Origin of the sequence: Microbispora sp. H10670, from assembly GCF_014161385.1 — a bacterium.
Taxonomy (GTDB): domain Bacteria; phylum Actinomycetota; class Actinomycetes; order Streptosporangiales; family Streptosporangiaceae; genus Microbispora; species Microbispora triticiradicis.
In genome coordinates this window covers 204,545-228,017 of the sequence record NZ_JABBWW010000008.1, presented here as the reverse complement: position 1 = coordinate 228,017, position 23,473 = coordinate 204,545, and the positions used below count along the sequence as shown (strand labels likewise).

General features: G+C 73.5%; 18 protein-coding genes and 2 riboswitches. Of the genes, 7 read left to right on the top strand and 11 right to left on the bottom strand.

Annotated features, from left to right (window positions below; translation table 11 throughout):
• The first annotated feature begins 6 nt into the window (after positions 1-6).
• From cobF to HHX33_RS14595, 4 genes are read left to right on the top strand one after another with little or no spacing between them, the layout of a single operon-like run.
• On the top strand, positions 7-765 hold the full coding sequence (cobF, locus tag HHX33_RS14610) for a precorrin-6A synthase (deacetylating) (protein ID WP_182875067.1): 759 nt from the start codon (positions 7-9) through the stop codon (positions 763-765).
• The gene (gene cbiE / locus HHX33_RS14605; RefSeq protein ID WP_182875066.1) at positions 762-1,982 is read left to right on the top strand and encodes a precorrin-6y C5,15-methyltransferase (decarboxylating) subunit CbiE; all 1,221 of its coding nucleotides are present in this window, start codon (positions 762-764) and stop codon (positions 1,980-1,982) included. The genes cobF and cbiE overlap by 4 nt, the downstream gene beginning before the upstream one ends.
• Positions 1,979-2,731: a precorrin-4 C(11)-methyltransferase gene (gene cobM / locus HHX33_RS14600; protein WP_182875065.1), complete on the top strand. Its 753-nt coding sequence runs from the start codon at positions 1,979-1,981 to the stop codon at positions 2,729-2,731. The genes cbiE and cobM overlap by 4 nt, the downstream gene beginning before the upstream one ends.
• A complete protein-coding gene (locus HHX33_RS14595) occupies positions 2,719-3,459 on the top strand; it encodes a cobalt-precorrin-6A reductase (protein WP_111698203.1) in 741 nt (246 codons plus the stop codon). Before cobM ends, HHX33_RS14595 begins: the two co-directional genes overlap by 13 nt.
• Here HHX33_RS14595 and HHX33_RS14590 read toward each other — a convergent pair.
• From HHX33_RS14590 to cobG, 3 genes are all read right to left on the bottom strand, one after another.
• The gene (locus HHX33_RS14590; RefSeq protein WP_182875064.1) at positions 3,447-4,943 is read right to left on the bottom strand and encodes a precorrin-2 C(20)-methyltransferase; all 1,497 of its coding nucleotides are present in this window, start codon (positions 4,941-4,943) and stop codon (positions 3,447-3,449) included. The two genes, HHX33_RS14595 and HHX33_RS14590, sit on opposite strands and share 13 nt — an antisense overlap.
• 6 nt (positions 4,944-4,949) lie before the next feature.
• Positions 4,950-5,576, bottom strand: a complete 627-nt coding sequence (locus HHX33_RS14585; protein WP_310741375.1) for a precorrin-8X methylmutase — start codon at positions 5,574-5,576, stop codon at positions 4,950-4,952.
• Between the two features lie 78 nt (positions 5,577-5,654).
• Positions 5,655-6,896, bottom strand: coding sequence for a precorrin-3B synthase (gene cobG / locus HHX33_RS14580; RefSeq protein WP_182875062.1), 1,242 nt, complete (start codon positions 6,894-6,896; stop codon positions 5,655-5,657).
• 78 nt (positions 6,897-6,974) lie between these two features.
• Positions 6,975-7,097, top strand: a riboswitch (cobalamin riboswitch).
• A 53-nt stretch (positions 7,098-7,150) separates the two neighbouring features.
• On the opposite strand from cobG, the gene cobN reads away from it, so the two are divergent.
• Complete coding sequence (gene cobN, locus HHX33_RS14575; RefSeq protein WP_182875061.1) at positions 7,151-10,738, top strand: cobaltochelatase subunit CobN; 3,588 nt, start codon at positions 7,151-7,153, stop codon at positions 10,736-10,738.
• Here cobN and HHX33_RS14570 read toward each other — a convergent pair.
• The 8 genes from HHX33_RS14570 to HHX33_RS14540 all read right to left on the bottom strand — a co-directional run bounded on the left by HHX33_RS14570 (position 10,696) and on the right by HHX33_RS14540 (position 22,047).
• Positions 10,696-12,024, bottom strand: a complete 1,329-nt coding sequence (locus HHX33_RS14570) for a cobyrinate a,c-diamide synthase (protein WP_220501830.1) — start codon at positions 12,022-12,024, stop codon at positions 10,696-10,698. The genes cobN and HHX33_RS14570 overlap by 43 nt on opposite strands.
• Before the next feature lie 14 nt (positions 12,025-12,038).
• On the bottom strand, positions 12,039-12,641 hold the full coding sequence (gene cobO, locus HHX33_RS34995; protein ID WP_220499489.1) for a cob(I)yrinic acid a,c-diamide adenosyltransferase: 603 nt from the start codon (positions 12,639-12,641) through the stop codon (positions 12,039-12,041).
• 1 nt (position 12,642) lies between these two features.
• A complete protein-coding gene (locus tag HHX33_RS14565; protein ID WP_182875059.1) occupies positions 12,643-14,715 on the bottom strand; it encodes a VWA domain-containing protein in 2,073 nt (690 codons plus the stop codon).
• Positions 14,712-15,227 (bottom strand): histidine phosphatase family protein, encoded by a 516-nt coding sequence (locus HHX33_RS14560; RefSeq protein WP_182875058.1) that lies wholly within the window; start codon positions 15,225-15,227, stop codon positions 14,712-14,714. Before HHX33_RS14560 ends, HHX33_RS14565 begins: the two co-directional genes overlap by 4 nt.
• Positions 15,228-15,327: 100 nt before the next feature.
• Positions 15,328-15,475: riboswitch (adenosylcobalamin (AdoCbl) riboswitch) on the bottom strand.
• A 32-nt stretch (positions 15,476-15,507) separates the two neighbouring features.
• Positions 15,508-16,998, bottom strand: a complete 1,491-nt coding sequence (locus tag HHX33_RS14555; protein ID WP_182875057.1) for a cobyric acid synthase — start codon at positions 16,996-16,998, stop codon at positions 15,508-15,510.
• 44 nt (positions 16,999-17,042) lie between these two features.
• On the bottom strand, positions 17,043-20,627 hold the full coding sequence (gene dnaE, locus HHX33_RS14550; RefSeq protein WP_182875056.1) for a DNA polymerase III subunit alpha: 3,585 nt from the start codon (positions 20,625-20,627) through the stop codon (positions 17,043-17,045).
• 113 nt (positions 20,628-20,740) lie between these two features.
• A complete protein-coding gene (gene sigJ, locus HHX33_RS14545) occupies positions 20,741-21,652 on the bottom strand; it encodes an RNA polymerase sigma factor SigJ (protein WP_182875055.1) in 912 nt (303 codons plus the stop codon).
• On the bottom strand, positions 21,649-22,047 hold the full coding sequence (locus HHX33_RS14540) for a DoxX family protein (RefSeq protein WP_182875054.1): 399 nt from the start codon (positions 22,045-22,047) through the stop codon (positions 21,649-21,651). The genes sigJ and HHX33_RS14540 overlap by 4 nt, the downstream gene beginning before the upstream one ends.
• Before the next feature lie 327 nt (positions 22,048-22,374).
• Here HHX33_RS14540 and HHX33_RS14535 point away from each other — a divergent pair, with 327 nt between their 5' ends.
• Both HHX33_RS14535 and HHX33_RS14530 read left to right on the top strand, forming a co-directional pair.
• Positions 22,375-23,031, top strand: coding sequence for a DUF998 domain-containing protein (locus tag HHX33_RS14535; RefSeq protein WP_182875053.1), 657 nt, complete (start codon positions 22,375-22,377; stop codon positions 23,029-23,031).
• A 38-nt stretch (positions 23,032-23,069) separates the two neighbouring features.
• Complete coding sequence (locus HHX33_RS14530) at positions 23,070-23,444, top strand: YciI family protein (protein ID WP_182875052.1); 375 nt, start codon at positions 23,070-23,072, stop codon at positions 23,442-23,444.
• The last annotated feature ends 29 nt before the right edge of the window (positions 23,445-23,473 follow it).

Sequence of the window (23,473 nt, the reverse complement as noted above, 5' to 3'; positions counted from 1 at the left end):
TGACCTATGAAGCGAGTCCTGATCATCGGCATCGGCGCCGGGGACCCCGCCCACCTGACCTTCCAGGCCGCCGCGGCAATCGCGGAGACCGACGTGTTCTTCCTGCTCGACAAGGGAGCCGTGAAGGACGGCCTGGTGCGGCTGCGGCGCGAGCTGATCGCGGCCCACGCGCGGGAGCCGTACCGGACGGTCGAGGCGCGCGACCCGGAGCGCGACCGCACGAGCGGCGCGTACGTGGAGGCGGTGGCCGACTGGCGGGCCCGCCGGGCCGACGTCTACGCCCGGCTCATCGCCGAGGAGGTGCCGGAGGACGGCGTCGGCGCGTTCCTCGTCTGGGGCGACCCCGCCCTGTACGACAGCACGATCGCGATCGTCGAGGACGTCCTGGCCAGGGGCGCGGAGCCGTTCGGCTACGAGGTCATTCCGGGGATCAGCAGCGTGTCGGCGCTGGCCGCGCGGCACCGCGTCAGCCTGACCAGGGTCGCCAGCCCGGTGCACATCACGACCGGCCGCCGCCTGCCCACCGACGTCGAGGCCGCCGGCGACATCGTGGTGATGCTCGACGCGGGCTGCGCGTTCGCGGACCTGCCGGAGGCCGCCGACGCCGACGTCTACTGGGGCGCGTACGTCGGGACCGAGGACGAGATCCTCGTCGCCGGGCCGGTGCGCGAGGTCGCCGGCGAGATCCGGCGGCTCAGGGCGGAGGCGCGCGAGGCGCACGGCTGGGTCATGGACACCTACCTGCTCAGGAAGCCCTCCCGATGAGGCCCGTGTCGGTCGTCGGGATCGGCGCGGACGGCTGGGCCGGTCTCACCGACGCGGCGCGTGCCGAGCTGGTCGCCGCGGACGTCGTGGTCGGGTCGGCCAGGCAGCTCGCCCTGCTGCCCGCCTCGGTGGCCAGCGAGCGGGTGCCGTACCCGTCGCCGCTGGTCGCGGGGCTGCCGGGGCTGCTCGACGCGCACGCGGGACGCGCGGTCGCGGTGCTCGCCAGCGGCGACCCCATGTTCTTCGGCGTCGGCGCGACGCTCGCCCGGCTGCTCGGGCCGGACCGGCTGCGGGTGCTGCCGCACGTGTCGTCGGCCGCCCTGGCCTGCGCGCGGCTCGGCTGGGCCGCCGAGGAGGTCGAGACCGTCAGCCTGGTCGGACGGCCGCCCGCCACGCTGACCGCCGCGCTCGCGCCGGGCCGCCGCGTCCTCGTCCTCAGCGCGGGCGCGGACACGCCCGCGCTGGTCGCCGCCCTGCTGACCGAGCGGGGATACGGCGCGAGCCGCGTCACCGTCTTCGGCGATCTCGGCGCGGCGACCGAGTCCCGCCGCGACGGCACGGCCGCGGGCTGGCCGGTCGGCGAGACGCCGCCCGCGCTGAACGTCGTGGCGGTGGCCTGCGCAGACGTCCCGTCGGCGGTGCCACTGGGGAGGGTGCCTGGGCTGCCGGACGAGGCGTACGAGTCGGACGGGCAGCTCACCAAGCAGGAGGTGCGGGCGGTCACCCTGGCCAAGCTGGCGCCCCTGCCGGGCGAGCTGCTCTGGGACGTGGGGGCGGGCTCCGGGAGCGTGGCCGTCGAGTGGCTGCGCGCGCATCCGTCGTGCCGGGCCGTCGCCGTCGAGCGCGACCCCGTCCGCGCGGACCGCGTCAGGCACAACGCGGACGCGCTGGGCGTGCCGCGCCTGCGGGTCGTCACCGGAGCCGCCCCGGGCGCGCTCGGGGGGCTGCCCGCCCCGGCGGCCGTCTTCGTGGGCGGCGGCGTGACGGGGGCCGGCGTGGTCGAGACCTGCTGGGACGCCCTCGCCCCGGGCGGCAGGCTGGTCGCGAACGCCGTCACCGTGGAGTCGGAGGCGGTCCTCGCGGGGTGGCACGCGCGGCTCGGCGGGGACCTCGTGCGGTTGTCGGTGCAGCGCGCCTCGCCGGTGGGCGGCTTCACCGGGTGGCGTCCCCTGATGCCGGTGACCATCTGGACGGCGCGGAAGGAGCGCGAGCAGTGACGGTTCGATTCATCGGTGCGGGGCCCGGCGCGGCCGACCTCATCACGGTGCGCGGGCTGCGGGCCCTTCAGGCGGCCCCGGTCTGCCTGTACGCCGGGTCGCTCGTGCCGCGCGACCTGCTCGCCGACTGCCCGCCGGACGCGCGGCTCGTGGACACCGCGAACCTCACCCTCGACGAGATCGTCGCCGAGATGACGGCGGCGCACGAGGCGGGGCTCGACGTGGCGCGGCTGCACTCCGGCGACCCGTCGGTCTTCAGCGCGGTCGCCGAGCAGATGCGCAGGCTCGACGCGCACAGCGTGCCGTACGAGGTGATCCCGGGGGTGCCCGCCTTCGCGGCCGCCGCCGCGGCCCTGGGGCGGGAGCTGACGGTTCCGGGGGTGAGCCAGACGATCATCCTGACCAGGACGTCGGCGCGGGCCACCCCGATGCCGCCCGGCGAGGAACTCGCGACGCTGTCGGCGAGCCGCGCCACGATGGTGCTGCACCTGGCCGTGCAGCGGATCGCCGCCGTCGTGGCCGACCTGCTGCCCGCGTACGGCGCGGACTGCCCGGTGGCGGTGGTCGCCCGGGCCAGCCGGGACGACGAGGAGATCATCAGGGGCACCCTGGGCGACATCGCCGACCAGGTGGTCGCGGCGGGGATCAGGCGGACCGCTGTGATCGTGGTGGGCCGGGCGCTGACGGCGCACGAGTTCCCCGACAGCCACCTCTACTCGGCCGCGCGGGACCGCGCGTGCTCGTCCTGATCCTCGGCGGCACGGCCGAGGCACGGGCGCTGGCCGCCGAGCTGGCGCCGCTGCCGGGCCTGCGGGTGGTGTCGTCGCTGGCCGGCCGGGTCGCCGATCCCCGGCTGCCGGTGGGCGAGGTCAGGTCGGGCGGCTTCGGCGGCCCGGACGGGCTCGCCCGGTGGATCGCCGAGCACGGTCCGCGGGTCGTGGTGGACGCCACGCATCCCTTCGCCCAGCGGATGAGCGAGTCGGCGGCGCACGCGTGCGCGGCGACCGGGACGCCGCTGCTCGGGTTGCGGCGTCCCGGCTGGTCGGAGGGCCCGGAGGACGTCTGGCTGCGGGTGCCGTCGCTCCGGGCGGCGGCGGACGCGCTGCCCGGTCTCGGGAGCCGCGTGTTCCTGACGACGGGCCGCCGCAGCCTGCCGGTGTTCGCGCCGCTGACAGGGCTGTGGTTCCTGGCGAGGTCGGTCGACCCGCCGGAGCCGCCCGTTCCCCCGAACGTCCACGTGATCCTCGCCCGGGGGCCGTACACGGTGGCGGGAGAGCGCGCCCTGATCGGCGAGCACCGGCTCGACGTGCTGGTCACCAAGGACAGCGGCGGGGAGCAGACCCGCGCCAAGCTGGTCGCGGCGCGCGAGGCGGGGCTGCCGGTCGTCATGGTGGACCGGCCCGCGACGCCCGGCGGTGTCACCCGGGTGACGGACGTCGCCGACGCCGTCACCTGGGTACGCGATCACGCGGGATAGCGGCGCGGGGTGAAGACGACCGTCCCGTCCCCGCGCTCGACGACGCGGGTGGTGGACGAGCCGACGATCAGCAGGCAGCGCATGTCGATCGCGGCCGGGTCGAGCTCGCCCAGAGTGGTGATCACGACCGACTCCCGCTCGCCCCCGACGTCGCGGCCCACCACCACGGGCGTGCCCGGATCGCGGTGTTCGAGCAGCAGGTCGCGGGCCGCGGCGACCTGCCAGGTGCGGGTCTTCGACGCCGGGTTGTAGATCGCGAGGACGAGGTCGGCGCGGGCGGCGGCGGAGATCCGCCCGGCGACCACCTCCCACGGCTTGAGCTGGTCCGACAGCGACAGCACGCAGTAGTCGTGGCCGAGCGGCGCGCCCGCCCGGCCGGCCACGGCCTGCGCGGCGGTCAGACCGGGCACCACCCGCACCGGGACGTCCGCGTAACGCGGGTCGGCGGCGGCCTCCAGCACCGCGCTGGCCATCGCGAACACGCCCGGGTCGCCCGACGACACGACCGCGACCCGCGCCCCGGCGAGGGCCAGGTCGAGCGCGTGACGGGCGCGTTCGGCCTCGACGCGGTTGTCGGTACGGTGCCGGGTCTGGCGGGGGTTGGGCGCGACCCGGTCCACGTAGGGGCCGTATCCGACCAGGTCGGTGGCCTCGGCGAGGACCTCCTGGGCCTCCGGGGTCAGCCAGGGCCGCCCGGCGGGGCCGAGGCCGACGACCGCGACCTCGCCGGGACCGGTGCGTCCGGCGGTCTCCGGCACGAACGTGAGCTGCGCCGGGCTGGGGATCAGCGCCAGCGAGAAGTACGGCACCTGCCCCGGGTCGACGTCCTTGAGCGGGGCCACACGCTGGGCGTCGGTGGTGGCGCGTTCGACGTACCAGGCCTCGTCGAGGCGGCCTGCCTCGGCCAGCGCGTCACGCACCTTCTCGAACGTGCGGCCCAGCTTGAGCACCGCCGCCGAGTCCGTGCCGCGCAGCTTCTCGGCCAGCACGGCGGCGGGCAGCGTCCCGGGCAGGACCGTCAGCGTCTCGTCGCGTTCGACCAGCGGGCGGCCCAGCACGGCCGACGCCCCCGCGATCGAGGTGACCCCGGGGACGACCTCGGCCGGGTAGCGGTGCGCGAGCCGCTTGTGCATGTGCATGTACGACCCGTAGAAGAGGGGGTCTCCCTCGCACAGCACGACGACGTCGCGCCCGGCGTCCAGGTGCGCGGCGAGGCGGTCGGCGCATCCGGCGTAGAAGTCGTCGAGCGCGCCCTGGTAGCCGCCGGGGTGGTCGGTCGTCTCCGTCGTCAGCGGATACTGCAGGAGCTCCTCGATCTGCCCGTCGCGCATGTGGTGGGCCGCGATCGACCGGGCGATGCTGCGGCCGTGCCGCGCCGCGTGGTAGGCGATCACGTCGGCCTCGCCGATCAGGCGGGCGGCCTTCACGGTCATCAGTTCGGGGTCGCCGGGGCCGAGGCCGACGCCGTAGAGCGTTCCTGTCACGTCTCGTCACTCCTGCTCGCAGGCGATGGCGTTGACCGCCGCCGCCGTCATGGCACTGCCGCCCCGGCGGCCGTGGACAACCAGAAACTCCAGGCCGGACGCCGCGAGGGCGCGCTTCGACTCGGCCGCGCCGATGAAGCCGACCGGGACGCCCAGCACGGCGGCGGGCCGTCCCGCGCCTTCGGCGACCAGTTCGAGCAGCCGGAACAGCGCGGTCGGGGCGTTGCCGACGGCCACGACCGCGCCGTCGAGGCGGTCGAGCCACAGGTCGAGCGCGGCGGCGCTGCGGGTGGTGCCGAGCCGCTCCGCGAGGGCGGGCACGCGGGGGTCGCCGAGCGTGCAGACGACCTCGTTGCCGGCGGGCAGGCGCTTCCTGGTGATGCCGGAGGCGACCATCCGCGCGTCGCACAGCACGGGCGCACCCGCCAGCAGCGCGGTGCGCGCCTTCTCGGCCACGCCGGGGGAGTAGCCGAGGTCGCCGACGAGGTCGGTCATGCCGCACGCATGGATCATGCGGACCGCGACCCGGGCGACGTCGGCGGGCAGCCCCGACAGGTCGGCCTCGGCCCTGATGGTCGCGAACGACCGCCGGTAGATCTCCGCTCCGTCGCGGACGTAGTCGTGCTCGGGCACGGACACCTCTGTTCGTGGATGGCGGACGGTGGATGGAGCGGACGGTGGATGCACGGACTGGACGGACTGGACGGACGGTCAACGGCGGACGTCGTAGCCGCCGGTCGTGGCGACCACGTCGGTGACCCGGCCCTTCGGGCGGCCACAGCGGCGTTCGCAGCCCGCCCAGTGGATCAGGCCGGCGTCGGGCGGTTCGGCACCCGGTGGCCGGGGACCCGGAGGCCCGACAACCGGTGGTTCGGGCACGCCGGACTCCGCCCAGCGCACCGCGTCCGCCTGGACGTCGGCCAGCGCCTTCGCGCAGCCGGGCCGCCCGGTGCAGGCCGACAGTCTGGCGTACGGCGAGGCGGGATCGATCACCAGCCCCGCCCCGGCGAGCGCCTCGGTCACCGGCCCGACCGTCTCGGGCGCGAGGTCGGGCAGCACGACCGTACGCCACGGCGTCAGCCGCACCTCACCGGCGGCCAGATCGGCGAGCAGGCCGGCCTGGCCGGAGGTCAGCCTGCCGAGGGGGACGATCACGTCGAGCGCCACCCGGCCGTCCACCTGCGCGGACGGGCCGCCCCTGCGCGGCGTGGCGGGCGTCACCGGCACGGGGGGCAGGACAGCGAGCCGACGGGGGAGCCGGCCGGGGAGGCGGGCGGGGAGGCGGGCGGCGATCGTCGCTGGTCCGCCGGGGAGTTCGGCCACCCGCCAGGCGTCCCCGCGCACCTCCTGGAACTCCTCGGCCGCGGCGAGCGCGACGGAGACGGCGTCGTCGGCGGTCACCGACCCGACCGGCTCCCCCGCGAGCAGCAGGGTCAGGCCGCCGCCGGGGTGGGCGCCGGGCTGAGAGACGGGGTGCGCGGCGAGGGTCACGTCCGCCCCGAGCCCGAGGACGTCACCCGTTCCGTCGTCGAGCGCGAACAGGAACCGGCCGGGCAGCTGAGCCAGGGCGGCACGGCCGCACAGGGCCGCGTCGAGGTCCGCCACCAGGGGCCGCACGTCCAGGACGGCCGCCGCCGAACGGCCGCTGAGCGGCGAGGCGACGATGTTGCGCACGCGCTCGTGGGTAGCGGACGGCAGCAGTCCGGCGGCGGCCATCCGCGCGGCGAACGCCGGTGGGTCGGCCAGCCCGCGCACCTGCACGTTGGCCCGTGACGTCAGTTCGACGACCCCGGCGCCCAGTTCGCGGGCGCAGGCGGCCAGTTCGCGCAGGGCGCCGGCGGCCAGCCCGCCGCCGGGCACGCGGACGCGGGCCAGCGCCCCGTCCGCCGCCGCGTGCACCTGGAGCGCGCCGGGACACGCGTCCTGGGCGGCGCGCCCAGAAAAGCCACCCATGACCACGAACAGGATGCTAACGCCAGTTTTCTGACACGACCTCCGTCACGTAGGGTCTGCGGTGAGCGATGGCAAGCGGAGGAAGCCGGTGTGAATCCGGCGCGGTCCCGCCACTGTGACCGGGGAGCGAACCCCACCACACGGCCACTGTCGGAAGACGGGAAGGCCGGGGTGAGCGTCGATCCGGGAGCCAGGAGACTCCTGCCGTCGCGCCGCCACGACCCGGGGCGAGGACCCCGAGGGAGGACCTTGCCGTGCGCACAGACGCGTCCGCCGCGCAGCCCGTCGTCGTCCTGTTGTCCACGTCGGACACCGACCTGTTGAGCGCCCGCGCGAGCGGGGCCGCGTACCGGCTGGGCAACCCGGCGCGGCTGACCGTGGACGACCTGCCCGCGCTGGTCGAGGGCGCCGGCCTCGTGGTCGTCCGGCTGCTCGGCGGCCGGCGTGCCTGGGAGGACGGGCTGGACGCGCTGCTCGCGGGGCCGTGCCCGGTGGTGGTCCTCGGCGGCGAGCAGGCCCCGGACGCCGAACTGATGGAGCTGTCCACGGTGAGCGGCGGCGTCTGCGCCGAGGCCCACGCCTACCTCGCGTACGGAGGGCCCGCCAACCTGGCCGAGCTGCACGCGTTCCTGTCGGACACGGTCCTGCTGACCGGGCGCGGCTTCGCGGGCCCGGCGCCCACCCCGAGCTGGGGGGTCCTCGAACGCGAGGGCCGCCCCGGCGACGGACCGGTGATCGGGGTGCTCTACTACCGGGCGCACCACATGGCGGGCAACACGGGCTTCGTCGCCGCCCTCTGCGACGCGATCGAGGACGCGGGCGGCCGGGCGCTGCCGGTCTTCTGCTCCTCGCTGCGCACCGCGGAGCCGGATCTGCTCGACGTGCTGGGCGGCGCGGACGCCCTGGTGGTGACCGTGCTCGCGGCGGGCGGGGCACGGCCCGCGACGGCGTCGGCCGGCGGCGACGACGCGGCCTGGGACGTCGGCGCGCTCGCCGCACTCGACGTGCCGATCCTGCAGGGCCTGTGCCTGACGACGAGCCGCGCCGAGTGGGAGGACAACGACGACGGGCTGTCCCCGCTGGACGCCGCCTCGCAGGTCGCGATCCCCGAGTTCGACGGGCGGATCATCACGGTGCCGTTCTCGTTCAAGGAGATCGACGACGACGGCCTGACCGTCTACGTCGCCGACCCCGAACGCGCGGCGCGGGTCGCGGGCATCGCCGTACGCCACGGACTGCTGCGCCACGTGCCTCCGGCGGACAAGAGGCTCGTCGTGATGCTGTCGGCGTACCCGACGAAGAACTCCCGGGTCGGCAACGCCGTCGGCCTGGACACCCCGGCCAGCACGGTCGGGCTGCTGGCCCGGCTGGCCGAGGAGGGCTACGACCTCGGCGGCGGCTTCCCGGGCCAGGCCGAGCAGGACGGCGACGCGCTGATCCACGCCCTGATCGCCGCGGGCGGCCAGGACCAGGACTGGCTCACCGAGGAACAGCTCGCCGCCAACCCGGTGCGCATCCCCGCCGCCGCCTACCGCGCCTGGTACGACACCCTTCCCGCCGGCCTGCGCGCCGACATGGAACGCCACTGGGGCGCGCCGCCCGGCGAGCTGTTCGTCCACGAGGGCGACATCGTGCTCGCCGCGCTGCGGTCGGGCAACGTCGTGGTGATGGTCCAGCCTCCACGCGGCTTCGGGGAGAACCCGATCGCGATCTACCACGACCCCGACCTGCCGCCGAGCCACCACTACCTGGCGGCCTACCGGTGGTTGTCGGCCGAATTCGGCGCGCACGCCATGGTCCACGTCGGCAAGCACGGCAACCTGGAGTGGCTGCCCGGCAAGTCGGCCGGCATGTCGGCCTCCTGCGGCACCGACGCGGCGATCGGCGACCTGCCGCTGGTCTATCCGTTCCTGGTGAACGACCCCGGCGAGGGCACCCAGGCCAAGCGCCGCGCGCATGCGGTTCTCGTGGACCACCTGGTGCCGCCGATGGCGAGGGCCGAGACGTACGGCGACATCGCCCGCCTTGAGCAGCTGCTCGACGAGCACGCGACGATCGCGGCCATGGACCCGGCGAAGCTGCCCGCGATCCGCGCCCAGATCTGGACCCTCATCCAGGCCGCCCGCCTCGACCACGACCTCGGCCTGTCCGAGCGCCCGCACGACGCGGAGTTCGACGAGTTCATCCTGCACGTGGACGGCTGGCTGTGCGAGGTCAAGGACGCGCAGATCCGCGACGGCCTGCACGTCCTCGGCGCGGCCCCAACCGGTGAGGCCCGGGTGAACCTGGTGCTGGCCATGCTGCGCGCCCGCCAGATGTGGGCGGGCCGCGAGACCCTGCCCGGCCTGCGCGAGGCGCTCGGCCTGACCGAGGACGGCAGCGCCGCGACCGCGTCCGTGGACCGCGTCGAGGCCGAGGCCCGCGCCCTCGTCACCGCGATGGAGGAACGCGGCTGGGATCCGGCCGCGGTCGCCGGGGTGACGGCCGATCCGGAGGTCGGGCGGGTGCTGACGTTCGCGGCGACCGAGGTGGTGCCGCGGCTCGCGCGTACCACCGACGAGCTCGACCACGTGCTGCACGCGCTGGAAGGGGGCTACGTCCCCGCCGGGCCGTCGGGGTCGCCGCTGCGCGGGCTGATCAACGTGCTGCCGACCGGCCGCAACTTCTACTCCGTCGACCCGCGTGCCGTGCCGAGCCGCCTCGCCTGGGAGACCGGGCAGGCCATGGCCGACTCGCTGCTCGCCCGCTACCGCGCGGAGACCGGCGAGTGGCCGCGCTCGGTCGGGCTGTCGGTGTGGGGGACCAGCGCCATGCGCACCGCCGGCGACGACATCGCCGAGGTGCTCGCCCTGCTCGGCGTGCGGCCCGTCTGGGACGAGGCGTCGCGGCGCGTCACCACGCTCGAACCCGTGCCACTTGACGAGCTGGGCCGCCCGCGCGTGGACGTGACGGTGCGCATCAGCGGGTTCTTCCGGGACGCGTTCCCGCACGTGGTGGCGATGCTCGACGACGCCGTCCGGCTCGTCGCCGGGCTCGGCGAGAGCCCCGAGGACAACTACGTGCGCGCCCACGTGGACGCCGACCGGGCCGCGCACGGCGACGCCAGGCGTGCGACGCTGCGCGTGTTCGGGTCGCGTCCCGGCGCGTACGGCGCGGGCCTGCTGCCGCTCATCGACAGCGGCAACTGGCGTGACGACGCCGACCTCGCCGAGGTGTACGCCGTCTGGGGCGGCTACGCCTACGGCCGCGACCTCGACGGCGCGCCCGCCCGCGAGGACATGGAGAACGCCTACCGCCGCATCGCCGTCGCCGCCAAGAACGTGGACACCCGCGAACACGACATCGCCGACTCCGACGACTACTTCCAGTACCACGGCGGCATGATCGCGACCGTACGCGCGCTGACGGGCCGCGCACCCGCCGCGTACGTGGGCGACAGCACCCGCCCCGACGCCGTCCGCACCCGGACCCTGTCGGAGGAGACCGCGCGGATCTTCCGCGCCCGGGTCGTCAACCCCAACTGGCTCGCCGCCATGCGCCGCCACGGTTACAAGGGCGCGTTCGAGCTGGCGGCGACCGTGGACTACCTGTTCGGCTACGACGCCACGACCGGCGTCGTCGCCGACTGGATGTACGACACGCTCGCCTCGACGTACGTGCTCGACCCGGTCAACCGCGACTTCATGGCGAAGTCGAACCCGTGGGCGCTGCACGGCATCGCGCAGCGCCTGCTGGAGGCCGCGGAGCGGCGCATGTGGGAGCACCCGGACCCGGAGGTGCTCGCCGGGCTGCGCGACACCTATCTCGCGATCGAGGGCGACCTTGAGGAGGGCTCGGCGTAGGCGAGCAGCCGGCGGGCGAGTTGCGGGGCGCCCGCCCAGTGCAGGTGCAGGTACGACGCGGTGAGCCGGGCGTCGCCGGCCCCGTCGGCGCCGTCACGCCACCGGAAGACCGGCTGCCCGCCGCCGGTGACCGTGGTCCGGTGGAACTCGTGGCCCCTGAACCGCTCGCCCTGCCGGGTCAGCAGCGTGTCGCGCACGGCCACCGCGTCGCGGTAGCCCAGCGTCAGCCGGCCGGTCATGTGCGCGACGCCCGGCACCCGGCCGCACATCGGAAGGCCGTCCAGCTCCTCGCACAGGTAGAGCAGCCCCGCGCACTCGGCCGCCACCGCGCCCGGGAACGCGGCGACCTCGGCGCGCAGGGGCTCGTTGGCCGACAGTTCGGCCGCGTACATCTCGGGGAAGCCGCCCCCCACGACCAGCGCGGAGGCGCCCTCGGGCAGGGACTCGTCGCGTACCGGGTCGAACACCGCGACCTGCGCTCCGGCGGCGGTGAGCATCTCGGCGTGCTCGGCGTACCCGAACGTGAACGCGGCGCCGCCCGCGACCGCCACCACCCGCCGCGCCCCGGGCTCCCGGCCGTCCGACGGGTCCCACGGCTCGCCGGTCAGTGGCGCCGCGGTTCCGGCGAGCCGTACGAGACCGTCCAGGTCGCACGAGCCCGCCACGAGCGCGCCGAGCCGGTCCACCGCCGTCACGGCGGCGGGCAGCCGCTCGGCCGCCGGGACCAGCCCGAGATGGCGGGACGGCGTCACCACGTCGTCGTCACGGTGGACCGCCCCCAGCACCGGAACGCCGGTCTCCTCCAGCGCCGCCCGGCACAGCTCCTCGTGCCGCGCCGACCCGAGGCGGTTCAGCACCACGCCCGCCACCCGCACCCGCGAGTCGAACGTCGCGAAGCCGTGGACCAGCGCCGCCACCGACCTGCTCTGCCTGCCCGCGTCCACGACGAGCACCACGGGCGCGCCCAGCAGCCGCGCCACGTGCGCGGTCGAGGCGAAGTCGCCGTCGCCGCGCCCGTCGAACAGCCCCATCACGCCCTCGACGACCGCGATGTCGCAGCCCGCGGAGCCGTGCAGGAACAGCGGCGTCACCCGCTCCTCGCCGGTCAGCCACGGGTCGAGGTTGCGCCCGGGACGCCCGGAGGCGAGCGTGTGGTAGCCCGGGTCGATGTAGTCGGGCCCCACCTTGAACGGCGCGACACGCAGTCCACGCGCCGCGAGCGCCGCCATCAGGCCCGTGGCCACGGTCGTCTTGCCGCTCCCCGAGGCCGGGGCCGCGACCACCAGTCGCGGGACGCCGGTCACCACTCGATGCCCTTCTGGCCCTTCTGCCCGGCGTCCATGGGATGGCGGACCTTGCCCATCTCCGTCACGAGGTCCGCGGCCTCCACCAGCCGGGCGGGCGCGTCGCGTCCGGTGACGACGACGTGCTGGGCCCCCGGGCGTCCGGCCAGCGCCGAGATCACGTCGTCGAGGTCGATCCACCCCCACTTGAGCGGATAGGTGAACTCGTCCAGCACGTAGAACCGGTACGTCTCGGCCGCGAGGTCGCGTTTGATCTGCTCCCAGCCCTCGCGGGCGTCGGCGGCGTGGTCGGCCTCGGTGCCCGGCCGCTGGATCCACGACCAGCCCTCGCCCATCTTGTGCCAGGCGACGGTGCCGCCCTCGCCGCTCGCGCCCAGCACGGTCAGCGCGCGTTCCTCGCCGACCCGCCATTTGGCCGACTTCACGAACTGGAACACCCCGATCGGCCACCCCTGGTTCCAGGCGCGCAACGCCATCCCGAAGGCGGCCGTCGACTTCCCCTTGCCCGGCCCCGTGTGCACCATGAGCAGCGGCCTCGTCCGGCGCTGCCGGGTGGTCAGCCCGTCGTCCGGGACGTTCTCCGGCTTCCCCTGCGGCATCTCAGCCCGCCTTCCTTCGCGTGGACACGAGATCGCCCAGCGACTCCAGCGGGAGCACCCGTGCGCCCAGCCGGAGGGCCAGCGCGCCCGCCAGGCCCAGGCGGACCGGCCCGCTCTCGCAGTCGACGACGACCGAGGTCACCCCCGCGAGCGCGGTGGCCGCGCGGGTCACGTCCCCGCCGGAGGTCGCGCGGCCGTCCGTCACGACGACCAGGAGGGGGCGGCGGTCCGGGTCACGCATCCGTTCCACGCGGAGCACCTCCGCCGCCGTCGCGAGTCCCTCGGCCAGGGGGGTGCGTCCCCCCGTCGGGAGCGCGCGGAGCCGGGCCGCGCCCGCCTCCACCGAGGAGGTCGGGGGGAGCGCCACGGTCGCGCCCCGGCCGCGGAAGACGACCAGGCCCACCTTGTCCCTGCGCTGGTAGGCGTCCAGCAGCAGGCTCAGCACGGCCGTCTTGACGGCCGTCATCCGCCTGCGCGCCCCCATCGAGCCGCTGGCGTCGACGACGAACAGCACGAGGTTGCCTTCGCGGCCCTCGCGGACGGGCTCGCGGAGGTCGTCCCGCCTGAGGATCAGGCCGGGACCGCGTCTGCCCCGGAGGACCTGACGGGGGGCGGCCGCCAGGAGGGTGGCGGGGAGATCGATCGCGCGGGGACCGGCGCCGCCGGGGAGCCGTGCGCCGATCGTGCGGCCATGGCGTCCCCGGCCGCTGGACCGCCGGCCCGCCGCGCCCTCGCCCACTCCGGCGACCCTGAGGACGGGTACGCGGAACGGGGTCCCCACCGCCGCCACGTCTTCCGGGGCGGAGCCTTGCGCGTTTTCCGACCGGGAGGCGGGTTCCCCGTCACTGGGAGAAGCGTCGGACGCGGAACCACCACCACCTTCTCCCGAAATTTCGTGAGACGGGGCAGCGGGGCCGTCGGACCGTGAATCATCAGACTGCGAACCATCGGACTGTGAACCATCGGCTGGAGGGCCTCCGGGGCCGTCGGGGTCCTCCGGCCGCCCAGGCCCCTCACGGTCATCCGGGTCATCGGGGTCGTCGGGGTCGTAGGCGCCGTCGGGCTCGGTCTGGTCCAGCAGGTCGTCGAGAAGACGTTCGTCCAGGCCGGGCGCGTCGAACGGATCGCGGCGACGGCGGTGCGGCAACGCCAGCCGGGCCGCCACCCGGACGTCCTCCCGGGTCACCACGTCCCGCCCCTGCCAGGCGGCGTGCGCCACAGCGGCGTGAGCGGTGACGAGATCGGCCCGCAGACCGTCCACCTCGAAACCCGCGCAGACGGCCGTGATCTGCCGTAGCCGCGCGTCGGGCAGCCGTACCGCCGGAAGGGCGGCCCGGGCCCGCGCGATCCGCCCGGCGAGCGCGGCCTCCTCCGGAGCCCATCGAGCCGCGAAGCCCTCGGGATCGGCGTCGAACGCGAACCGCCGCCGGACGACCTCCGCCCGTTCGCCGGGCTCCCGGGTCGCCCGCACCTCGACGGTCAGCCCGAACCGGTCGAGCAACTGCGGGCGGAGCTCCCCTTCCTCCGGATTCATGGTTCCGACGAGCAGGAACCGCGCGGCATGCCGTACCGAGACGGTCTCGCGCTCCACGTAGCAGACCCCGAGCGCCGCCGCGTCGAGCAGCAGGTCGACCAGATGGTCGTGCAGGAGGTTCACCTCGTCCACGTACAGGACGCCCCGATGGGCCGCCGCGAGCAGCCCGGGTTCGAAGGCCTTGACCCCTTCGGTCAGCGCTCGCTCCAGGTCCAGCGACCCGGCCAGCCGATCCTCCGAGGCTCCCACCGGAAGCTCCACCAGCGACGCCGGCCGCCGGACCCACGCGGCGTCCGGCTCGTGCGGCCCGTCGGGACACCCCGGATCGGGCGCCGCCGGATCGCAGTGGAACCGGCACCCCGCGACCACGGCGACCGGGGGCAACTGCGCGGCCAGCGCGCGGACGATGGTGGACTTCGCGGTGCCCTTCTCCCCGCGTACCAGGACGCCGCCGGCCCGGGGCGAGACCGCGTTCAGCACCAGCGCCAGCTTCAGGTCGTCGAGCCCGACGACGGCGCTGAAGGGATAGGCAGGGTTCACGGTGCGGCCTTCCGGTTGACGTACGTGATCCGCCAGCCGCCGTTCCCGGCGGCCAGTCCGGTGTGGGACAACGGCGCGACGTCGAAGGCCGCGGCCCGTGTCGCGGTCAGGCCGAGCGCGTGCGCGAGCGCGGCCCGGATGGGCCCGGCGTCGCAGACGGCGACCACACGGGCGGCGTCCGCGCGGAGCGACTCCATCCACGCGGCCACCCGTTCGCCCATGCCGGCGAGGCTCTCCCCGCCATGGGGGACCGCCCAAGGGTCGGTCAGCCACGCGGCGAGCCCCGCGGGGTCCGCCGCGGCCACCTCCGCGAACTGCCGGCCCGCCCAGGCCCCGTAATCGGCCTCGGCGAGCGCGCCGGCCACGACGGGTTCCCGGCCCGACGCGGCCCGGGCGGTCGCCACGGCGGCGGGCCACGGCGCGGCGAAGACGAGCGCGTCGCCGGGCACGCCCGGCACGGCGGCCTGTGCCGTGGCCTGGGCGAGTCCCGACGGATCGGGTTCCTCGGGCATGGGGAAGCAGGCGCGCCGGGCACCGGGCGTACCCGCCTGACGGATGAACAGCACGGCTCAGCCGCGCGGCTGGTGCTCGACGGGGCGAAGGTCGCTCACAAGGGCCTCCTCAGGGATGACGCGTCCCGGCAGACGAGGTCACGGTGGCCAAGCGACCTGGCTCCCGGGGTCCATGCCCCGGATACAGTGGCGCGACCGCACCGGCATCTCACCGGATTTCCCTTGGTCACCGCGAAACCTTCCGGACGGTACCCGTTCCGGACAATCAGCGTCAACAACCTCAGGCCGCGCCGGGTGGCAGGACCCGGAGTCCTGAGGGCGGCCCGCCCGCGATGAGGGCGAGCAACGCGGCGGTGTCGACGTTCCGCTCGACGAGGTCCCCGAGCGCGTCCAGCCGTGCCTCCCGCAGCGCCGCGAAGGAGACGCCCGGGCCGGCGTGGAACTCGCGTCCCGCCGCCCGCGCCACCTCACCGAGGAACGCCCGCCGGAACCCGTCGTTCTCCAGCGCTCCGTGCCAGGTGGTGCCCCACACGTTCCCCACCCGGCAGCCGTCGAGGAACTCCTCGCCCGCGTCGCGCGTCACGATCCCGTGGTGGATCTCGTACGCCTCCACGGGATGGCCGTAGGCCTCGCCGCTCGGCCGCCCGAGCGTCTTCTCGGCGGCGAACACGACGTCGGCCGGGAGCAGTCCCAGCCCGGCGACCGTGCCGGCACCCGACTCGACCTGGTCGGTGATGGTACGGGCGAGCATCTGGTAGCCCCCGCAGACGCCGAGCACCGGTCCCGTTCTCCCCGCCACGACATCGGCGATCCCGGTCTCCCGCAACCAGGCGAGGTCGCTCACGGTGGCCCGCGAACCGGGCAGGACCAGCAGGTCGGCCTCCGCGCACTCGGCCGGGGACGTGGCGAACGTGACCGCGACCCCCGGCTCGGCGGCCAGCGCGTCCACGTCGGTGAAGTTCGAGATCCGCGGATACCGCACGACCGTCACCCGCAGCGCACCACCGGCCGCCGCCGCGCCCCGTGGCCGGGTGTCGAGCGGCCGGGTGTCGAGCGACAGGGAGTCCTCGACGTCCATCCAGAGCCCGTCGAGCCAGGGAAGCACGCCGTAGACGCGGCGCCCGGTCAGCCCCTCGATCATGTCCAGCCCGGGCGCGAGCAGCTCGCGCGCGCCCCGGAACTTGTTCACGATGAAGCCGGAGATGTGCGCCTGGTCGGCGGCGTCCAGCAGCGCGACCGTGCCGTACATGTGCGCGAAGACCCCGCCGCGGTCGATGTCCCCCACCACGACCACCGGCAGCCCGGCCGCCCGGGCCAGGCCCATGTTCGCGATGTCCCCGGCCCGGAGGTTGATCTCGGCCGGAGAGCCCGCGCCTTCGCAGACCACCACGTCGAACTCGCGGGCCAGCCGCCGGTACGACTCGACGGCGACGGCCCGCAGCTCGTCCCGCCGGGCCCCGTACTCCATGGCGTCGACGTCGGCGACGGCCCGGCCGCGTACGACGACCTGGCTACGCCGATCGCTGCCCGGCTTGAGCAGGATCGGGTTCATGTCGGCCGTCGGCTCCAGCCCGCAGGCGGCCGCCTGCACGGCCTGCGCCCGCCCGATCTCCGCGCCGTCGGCGGTCACGTAGGAGTTGAGCGACATGTTCTGCGCCTTGAACGGCGCGACCCGCACGCCCCGCCGGGCCAACCACCGGCAGATCCCGGCGGTGACCACGCTCTTCCCGGCATCCGACGTGGTCCCCGCGACCAGCAGTCCACCCTTCACAAGCCGGACAGCATACGGCCGGGGGACCGTACGGGAAATTCCGGTCAGGGCACGACGAGCGCGTTCGCCCCCAGGAGGACCTTGATGTCGCCGGCGAACGCGCCGTTGTTGATGTTCACCGCGTAGTCGGGCAGCTCAACGACGTTGATCTTCCGGTTGAGCCGCTCCACGCGCAGCCGGACGGGGGTCTCGCCGGGGTGGACGGTCAGGATCCGCTTGAGCTCGTGGACGAGCTCCCTGTTGACGCGCTCCTCACGGAGGGCGATCACGATGGGTTCGCGGCCGTCGTCCTGGATGCCGGAGATGTCGAGGAAGGTGATGTCGGTGGCGTTGAAGGAGATGGTCGCCTCGTCGCCGTCGCCGCGTGAGCGGATCCGGCCGGTGACGGCGACGACCAGGTCGGGGGCGAGGTTGGTGCCGTACAGCTGGTAGGTCTGCGGGAAGCAGGGCACCTCGATGGAGCCGTCGTGGTCCTCGATCTTGAGGATGGCCCAGACGTCGCCCTTCTTGGTCACCTTCTTGTCGACGCCGGAGATGATGCCGGCGATGCGCACGTTCCCCGCCCCGGCCTGGCCGTCCAGCACCTGGGCGATGGTCAGGTCCCGGTTGCGTTCGAGGATGCGTTCGGCGCCGTTGAGCGGGTGATCGGAGACGTAGAGGCCGAGCATCTCCCGTTCGAAGGACAGCTTCGTCTTCTTGTCCCACTCCCCTTCGGGAACGGAGATGTGGAAGACGCTGCCCGCCCCGCTGTCGTCGTCGAACGCGCCGAACAGCGAGTCCTGGCCGAGGGCCTCCTTGCGCTTGACGTCGATCACGGCGTCCACGGCCTGGTCGTGGATCTGGATCAGCCCCTGGCGGGTGTGCCCGAGGCCGTCGAACGCTCCGGCCTTGATCAGGGATTCAATGGTGCGCTTGTTGCAGACGACCTGGGGGACCTTGGTCAGGAAGTCGTTGAAGTCGGTGTAGGCGCCCTTCTCGCGGCGCGCGGAGATGATGCCCTTGATGGCGTTCTCCCCGACGTTCTGGATCGCGCCCAGTCCGAAGCGGACGTCCTCCCCGACGGCGGAGAAACGCAGGCCCGACTCGTTGACGTCGGGCGGCAGGACCTTGAGCTTCATCCGGCGGCACTCGGCCAGGTAGAGCGCCATGCGGTCCTTGTTCGTGCCGACCGAGGTCAGCAGGGCGGCCATGTACTCGGCCGGGTAGTTGGCCTTGAGGTAGGCCGTCCAGTAGGAGACGAGTCCGTAGCCGGCGGTGTGGGACTTGTTGAAGCCGTAGGAGCTGAACGGCTCCAGCACGTCCCAGACGGCCTTCGCCGCTTCCTCGGTGTAGCCCTTGGCGACCATGCCGGAGGAGAAGGTGGCCCATTGCTTGTCCATCTCCTCCTTCTTCTTCTTGCCCATCGCCCGACGCAGGATGTCGGCGCCACCGAGGGTGTAGCCGGCCAGCTGCTGGGCGATGGCCATGACCTGCTCCTGGTAGACCACCAGGTGGTAGGTGGTGCCGAGGATCGGGTCGAGCACTTCCTTGAGCGAGGGGTGGATCGGGGTGATCTCCTGCTGCCCGGCCTTGCGCAGCGCGTAGTTGACGTGCGCGTTCGCCCCCATCGGGCCGGGGCGGCCCAGGGCCAGGATGGACGAGATGTCCTCGAACCGGGTCGGGGCGATCAGCTTGGTGAGGTCCCGCATCATCGAGCTGTCGAGCTGGAACACGCCGAGCGTGTCGCCGCGCGCCAGCAGCTCGTAGGTCTTCTTGTCGTCCAGCGCGAGGCTGAGCATGTCCAGGTCGAGGCCGCGGTTGTCCTTCACGTTCTGCACCGCGTCGCCGATGACGGTCAGGTTCCGCAGGCCCAGGAAGTCCATCTTCAGGGCGCCCATGGACTCGGAGCTGGGCCCGTCGAAGCCGGTGATGCGGGCGCCGTCGTCGGGGCGCATGAAGATCGGCATTACGTCGATCAGCGGCTGCGACGACAGGATGACGCCCGCCGCGTGGACGCCGGTGCCCCGGGTCAGTCCTTCGAGGCCGAGCGCGGTGTCGATGACCTGCTTGACGTCGGAGTCTTCCTCGTAGAGCTTCCGCAGCTCGGTCGCCTCGGCGAACCGGGGGTGCTTCTCGTCGAAGATGCCGGTGAGCGGGATCTCCTTGCCCATGACGGCCGGCGGGAACGCCTTGGTGATCTTCTCGCCCACCGGGAAGGGGTAGCCCAGGACGCGAGCCGCGTCCTTGACCGCCGCCTTCGATTTGATCGTCATGTACGTGATGATCAGCGAGACGTTGTCCTCGCCATACTTCTCCGTGACATAACGGATCATGTCACCGCGCCTACGCTCGTCGAAGTCGAGGTCGACGTCGGGCATGGAGATGCGTTCGGGGTTCAGGAACCGCTCGAACAGCAGGGAGTGCTCGATGGGGTCGAGCTCGGTGATCCCGGTGACGTAGGCCACCATCGACCCGGTGGCCGATCCTCGGCCCGGGCCGAGCCAGATGCCGCTCTCCCGGGCGTAGCGGCAGATGTCCGCGACGACGAGGAAGTAGCCGGGAAAGCCCATGCCCTCGATGACGCCGAGCTCGTACTCGATGCGCTCCAGCACCTCGGCCGGCACGGGGTCGCCGTAGCGTCGCACCGCGCCGCTGTGGGCCTCCTTGCGCAGCCAGCTCATCTCGGTCTCCCCTTCGGGGACCGGGAACTTGGCCGCGAGGTCGCGGTGGGCGAAGACCTCGTCGTACGGCTCGACCCGCTCGGCGATCAGCAGCGTGTTCTTGCAGCCCTCGGCCCACAGGTCGGAGCCGGGGTCGAGCGCCCACATCTCCTCGGCGGTGCGCACGTAGTAGCCGTTGCCGGAGAAGCGGAACCGGCTGGGATCGCTGAGCAGGGAGTTCGTGCCGACGCAGAGCAGCGCGTCGTGGGCCTTGGACTGGTCCTCGGTGACGTAGTGGGAGTCGTTGGTGACCAGGGGCGGGATGCCGAGGGTCTTGCCGATCCGCAGCAGGTCCTCGCGGACCCCCGTCTCGATCGGGATCCCCCCGTGGTCCATGATCTCCAGGAAGTAGTTGTCCCGCCCGAAGATCTCCTGGTACTTGGCGGCGTGTTCCAGCGCCTTGTCGTACTGCCCGAGCCGGAGCCGCGTCTGCACCGCGCCGGACGGGCAGCCCGTGGTGGCGACGATCCCCTCGTGGTACTGCTCGAACAGGTCGTCGTCCATGCGGGGGTACTTCTTCATGTGGCCTTCGAGGGAGGCCAGCGACGAGATCCTGAACAGGTTCCGCAGACCCTGGGCGTTGACCGCCCACATCGTCTTGTGCAGATAGGTGCCGCTGGCCGACACGTCACCGCCGAGGCCGGTGCGCTCGTCGGACTTGCGCTGGTGGGGCTCTCCCCAGAACACCGGCTGCTTGTAGTGGCGGGATTCGGGGCTGACGTACCCCTCGATGCCGATGATCGGCTTGACCCCGGCCGACTTCATCTTCGACTGGAACTCGTAGGCGCCGAACATGTTGCCGTGGTCGCTCATCGCGATCGCGGGCATGCCCAGCTCCGCCGCCCGCTGGGCCAGCTTGCCGATCTTCGCCGCTCCGTCCAGCATGGAGTACTCGGTGTGAACATGCAGGTGAACGAACGAATTAGCCACTGGTGATCTCTGGCCTTTCGTGGAGGGGCGAGCAGAGTTCCAACTCTATCGAGAGCCCTAAGTGGCTGTCGTGGCTCATCTCCAAACGAGTGTTTCCTGGTGCTGGAGAACCGTCAGGAGCGTCGTGCGGGGGGTACCGAGCCTCCCTTGGCGGCGTGGCCGGGGACGGATCCGAGCTTGTCGGGGTTGCTGACCACGTAGATGTCGCGCACCTGCTCCCCGTCGGCTTCGAGATCGAGCACCATCACCGCGAGGGGCGCGTCCTCGGCGAAGACCACCACCGAGGGGTCGCCGTTGACCTGGTGATACCGGACGTCCACGCCGCCGCGCGCGTTGGCCACCACCACCCGGGCGACCTTGTCGCGGCCGCGGACCGGCCGCGGCCCACCCACCGCCGACCTGCCTCCGCCGTCGGGCCACAGGACGACGTCGGGCGCGAGCATCTCCATCAGCGCGGGCAGGTCACCGCCGAACGCCGCCGCGACGAAGCGCTCGGTCACCTCCCGGTGCGTACGCCGGTCGACCCGGGCGCGCGGGCGCCGTGCCTGCACGTGCTCGCGCGCCCGGTGGGCGATCTGCCGGATCGCGGCCGGGCCGCGATCGAGCATGGCGGCGATCTCGGTGTGCCGGTAGGCGAACACCTCGTGCAGGACGAACACGGCCCGCTCCAGCGGGGTGAGCGTCTCCAGGACCACCAGCAGCGCGATCGACACCGACTCCCCGCGTACGGCGGGCTCGGCGGCGTCGGGACCGGTGACCAGCGGTTCCGGCAGCCACGGGCCCAGGTAGGTCTCCTTGCGACGGCGCAGCGCGCTCTGGTGGGCGAGGGCCTGGTTGACCGCGACCCGCACCAGGTACGCCCGGGGGTTGGCGATGCCGGTCACGTCCCGTGCCGCCCACGCCAGCCAGGTCTCCTGGAGCACGTCCTCGGTGTCGCCGACCGTGCCGAGCATGTTGTAGACGATGGAGAACAGCAACTCGCGGTGGCCGGCGAACGCCTCGGCCGCGGGGGTTTCGCCCATCATGCGACTCCTCGCCGGGACAGGTGCAGCACGAGGGCGGGATCGAGCGCCAGTGTGGCGACCGCCAGGACGAGGAACACGACCGCCAGGAAGAACTGGGGGGAGAGGTCGCGGACGCGTAGATGGGTGTAGAGGGCGCAGACGAAGTAGAGGACGAGGCCCGCGGCGGCGGCCGTGCCGACGAGGGGCACGCCGAGCAGCCCGAGCGCGAGTCCCAGCGCGCCCAGGGCCTTGAGCGCGCCGATCGGCCAGACCAGCCACGACTCCGGCACGCCGGCTCGGGCGAGCGCGGGGCCGAGGGTACGCATGATCGGCGCGAGCCGGGTCATGGCCGCGACCCCGGAGAACGTGTTGAAGGCGATGGTCACCAGAGCGGTGACGACGTAGGCGGTCGGCATCGAAGGCTCATTCGTGGCGACGAGCCGCCGGACGACGGCTCGCCCACTGTACGCGTACGGGAACGGTCATGACTCCTGAGAGGACCGGCGGGGGGCAAGTGTGACGTCCCGGCCGGAACACGGGACAGTGCTGCCTGAAGGGCCGCGAGAACGGCCCGATCCAGGGATGCCGGAAGGGCCGCGGAGAAGGCCCGATCCGCGCCGTGAACGCGGGTCAGGAAAATCTTGAAAAATCCTCTGGACGCGTGTCGAAACCGGCCCGGCTCGTTCGCAGCGTATCCAGAGGGCCGGACGGGCCGGCCCCGCCGACACGAGGTGACGACCAGCATGACCCAGATCGCCTTCTTCCGACCGGTCTCCGCCCAGCGCCTGCTCCTCGGCTGCGGCGTCGTCGCCGGTCCTTCGTACGTGACCGTCGCCATGGCCCAGGCGCTCACCCGGGAGGGATTCGACCTGGCCCGCCATCCGTGGAGCTACCTCGCCAACGGCGATCTCGGCTGGATCCAGACGGCCAACTTCGTCCTCACCGGCCTGGCCACGATCACCGCCGCCGTCGGCCTGCGCCACGCCCTGGCGCCCGGACGGGCAGCCCGGTGGGCGCCGATCCTGGTCGGCGTCTTCGGCGCGAGCATGATCGGAGCGGCGGTCTTCCCCGCCGACCCCGCCATGGGCTTCCCCGCCGGCACCCCGGAGGGGCCGGGAGCCGTCACCCTCGCGGGGACCCTGCACATGGCGGTCGGGGGCGTCGGGTTCCTGTGCATGGCGGCGGCCTGCCACGTCGTCGCCTCGCGGCAGGCCCGTGAGGGTCGCGGCGGCAGCGCCCTGCACTCCCGTGTCACGGGCACCCTGTTCCTCGGCTCGTTCGCCGGCATCGCGGCCGGCGGCGGCGCCGCCTGGACGAACCTGATGTTCGTCGCCGGCATCGTGGCGGTCTGGACCTGGCTGTCGCTGGTGTCGCTGGACCTGTCCCGCGAAGCCGCCTGACCTTCCACCCTCGATCTTCTAGAGAAAGGCAGTTCACGATGCGATACCTGGTCACCCTCAAGGTCGCCGCCCAGCCCGACGGGCCGCCGCCGGCCGACCTCATGGAGGCCATCGTCAAGCTCGGCCAGGAGGCCACCGAGGCCGGGACCCTGCTTGACACCAGCGGCCTGGCGGGCAGCGCCGAGGGGGCGAGAGTCGAGGTCGCCGGCGGCCGGCTGGTCGTCAGCGACGGGCCGTTCGCCGAGGCCAAGGAGCTGATCAGCTATGCGCTGTACGAGGTGCGGAGCAAGGAGGAGGCGGTGGAATGGGCCACCCGCTTCCTGAAGCTGCACCGCGACCTGTGGCCTGGATGGGAGGGCGAGGCCGACGTACTGCGGCTGTTCGGGCCCGAGGACTTCGCCGCACCCGCCTGAACCGTCCCTGTCCCCGCACCTGTCTCCGT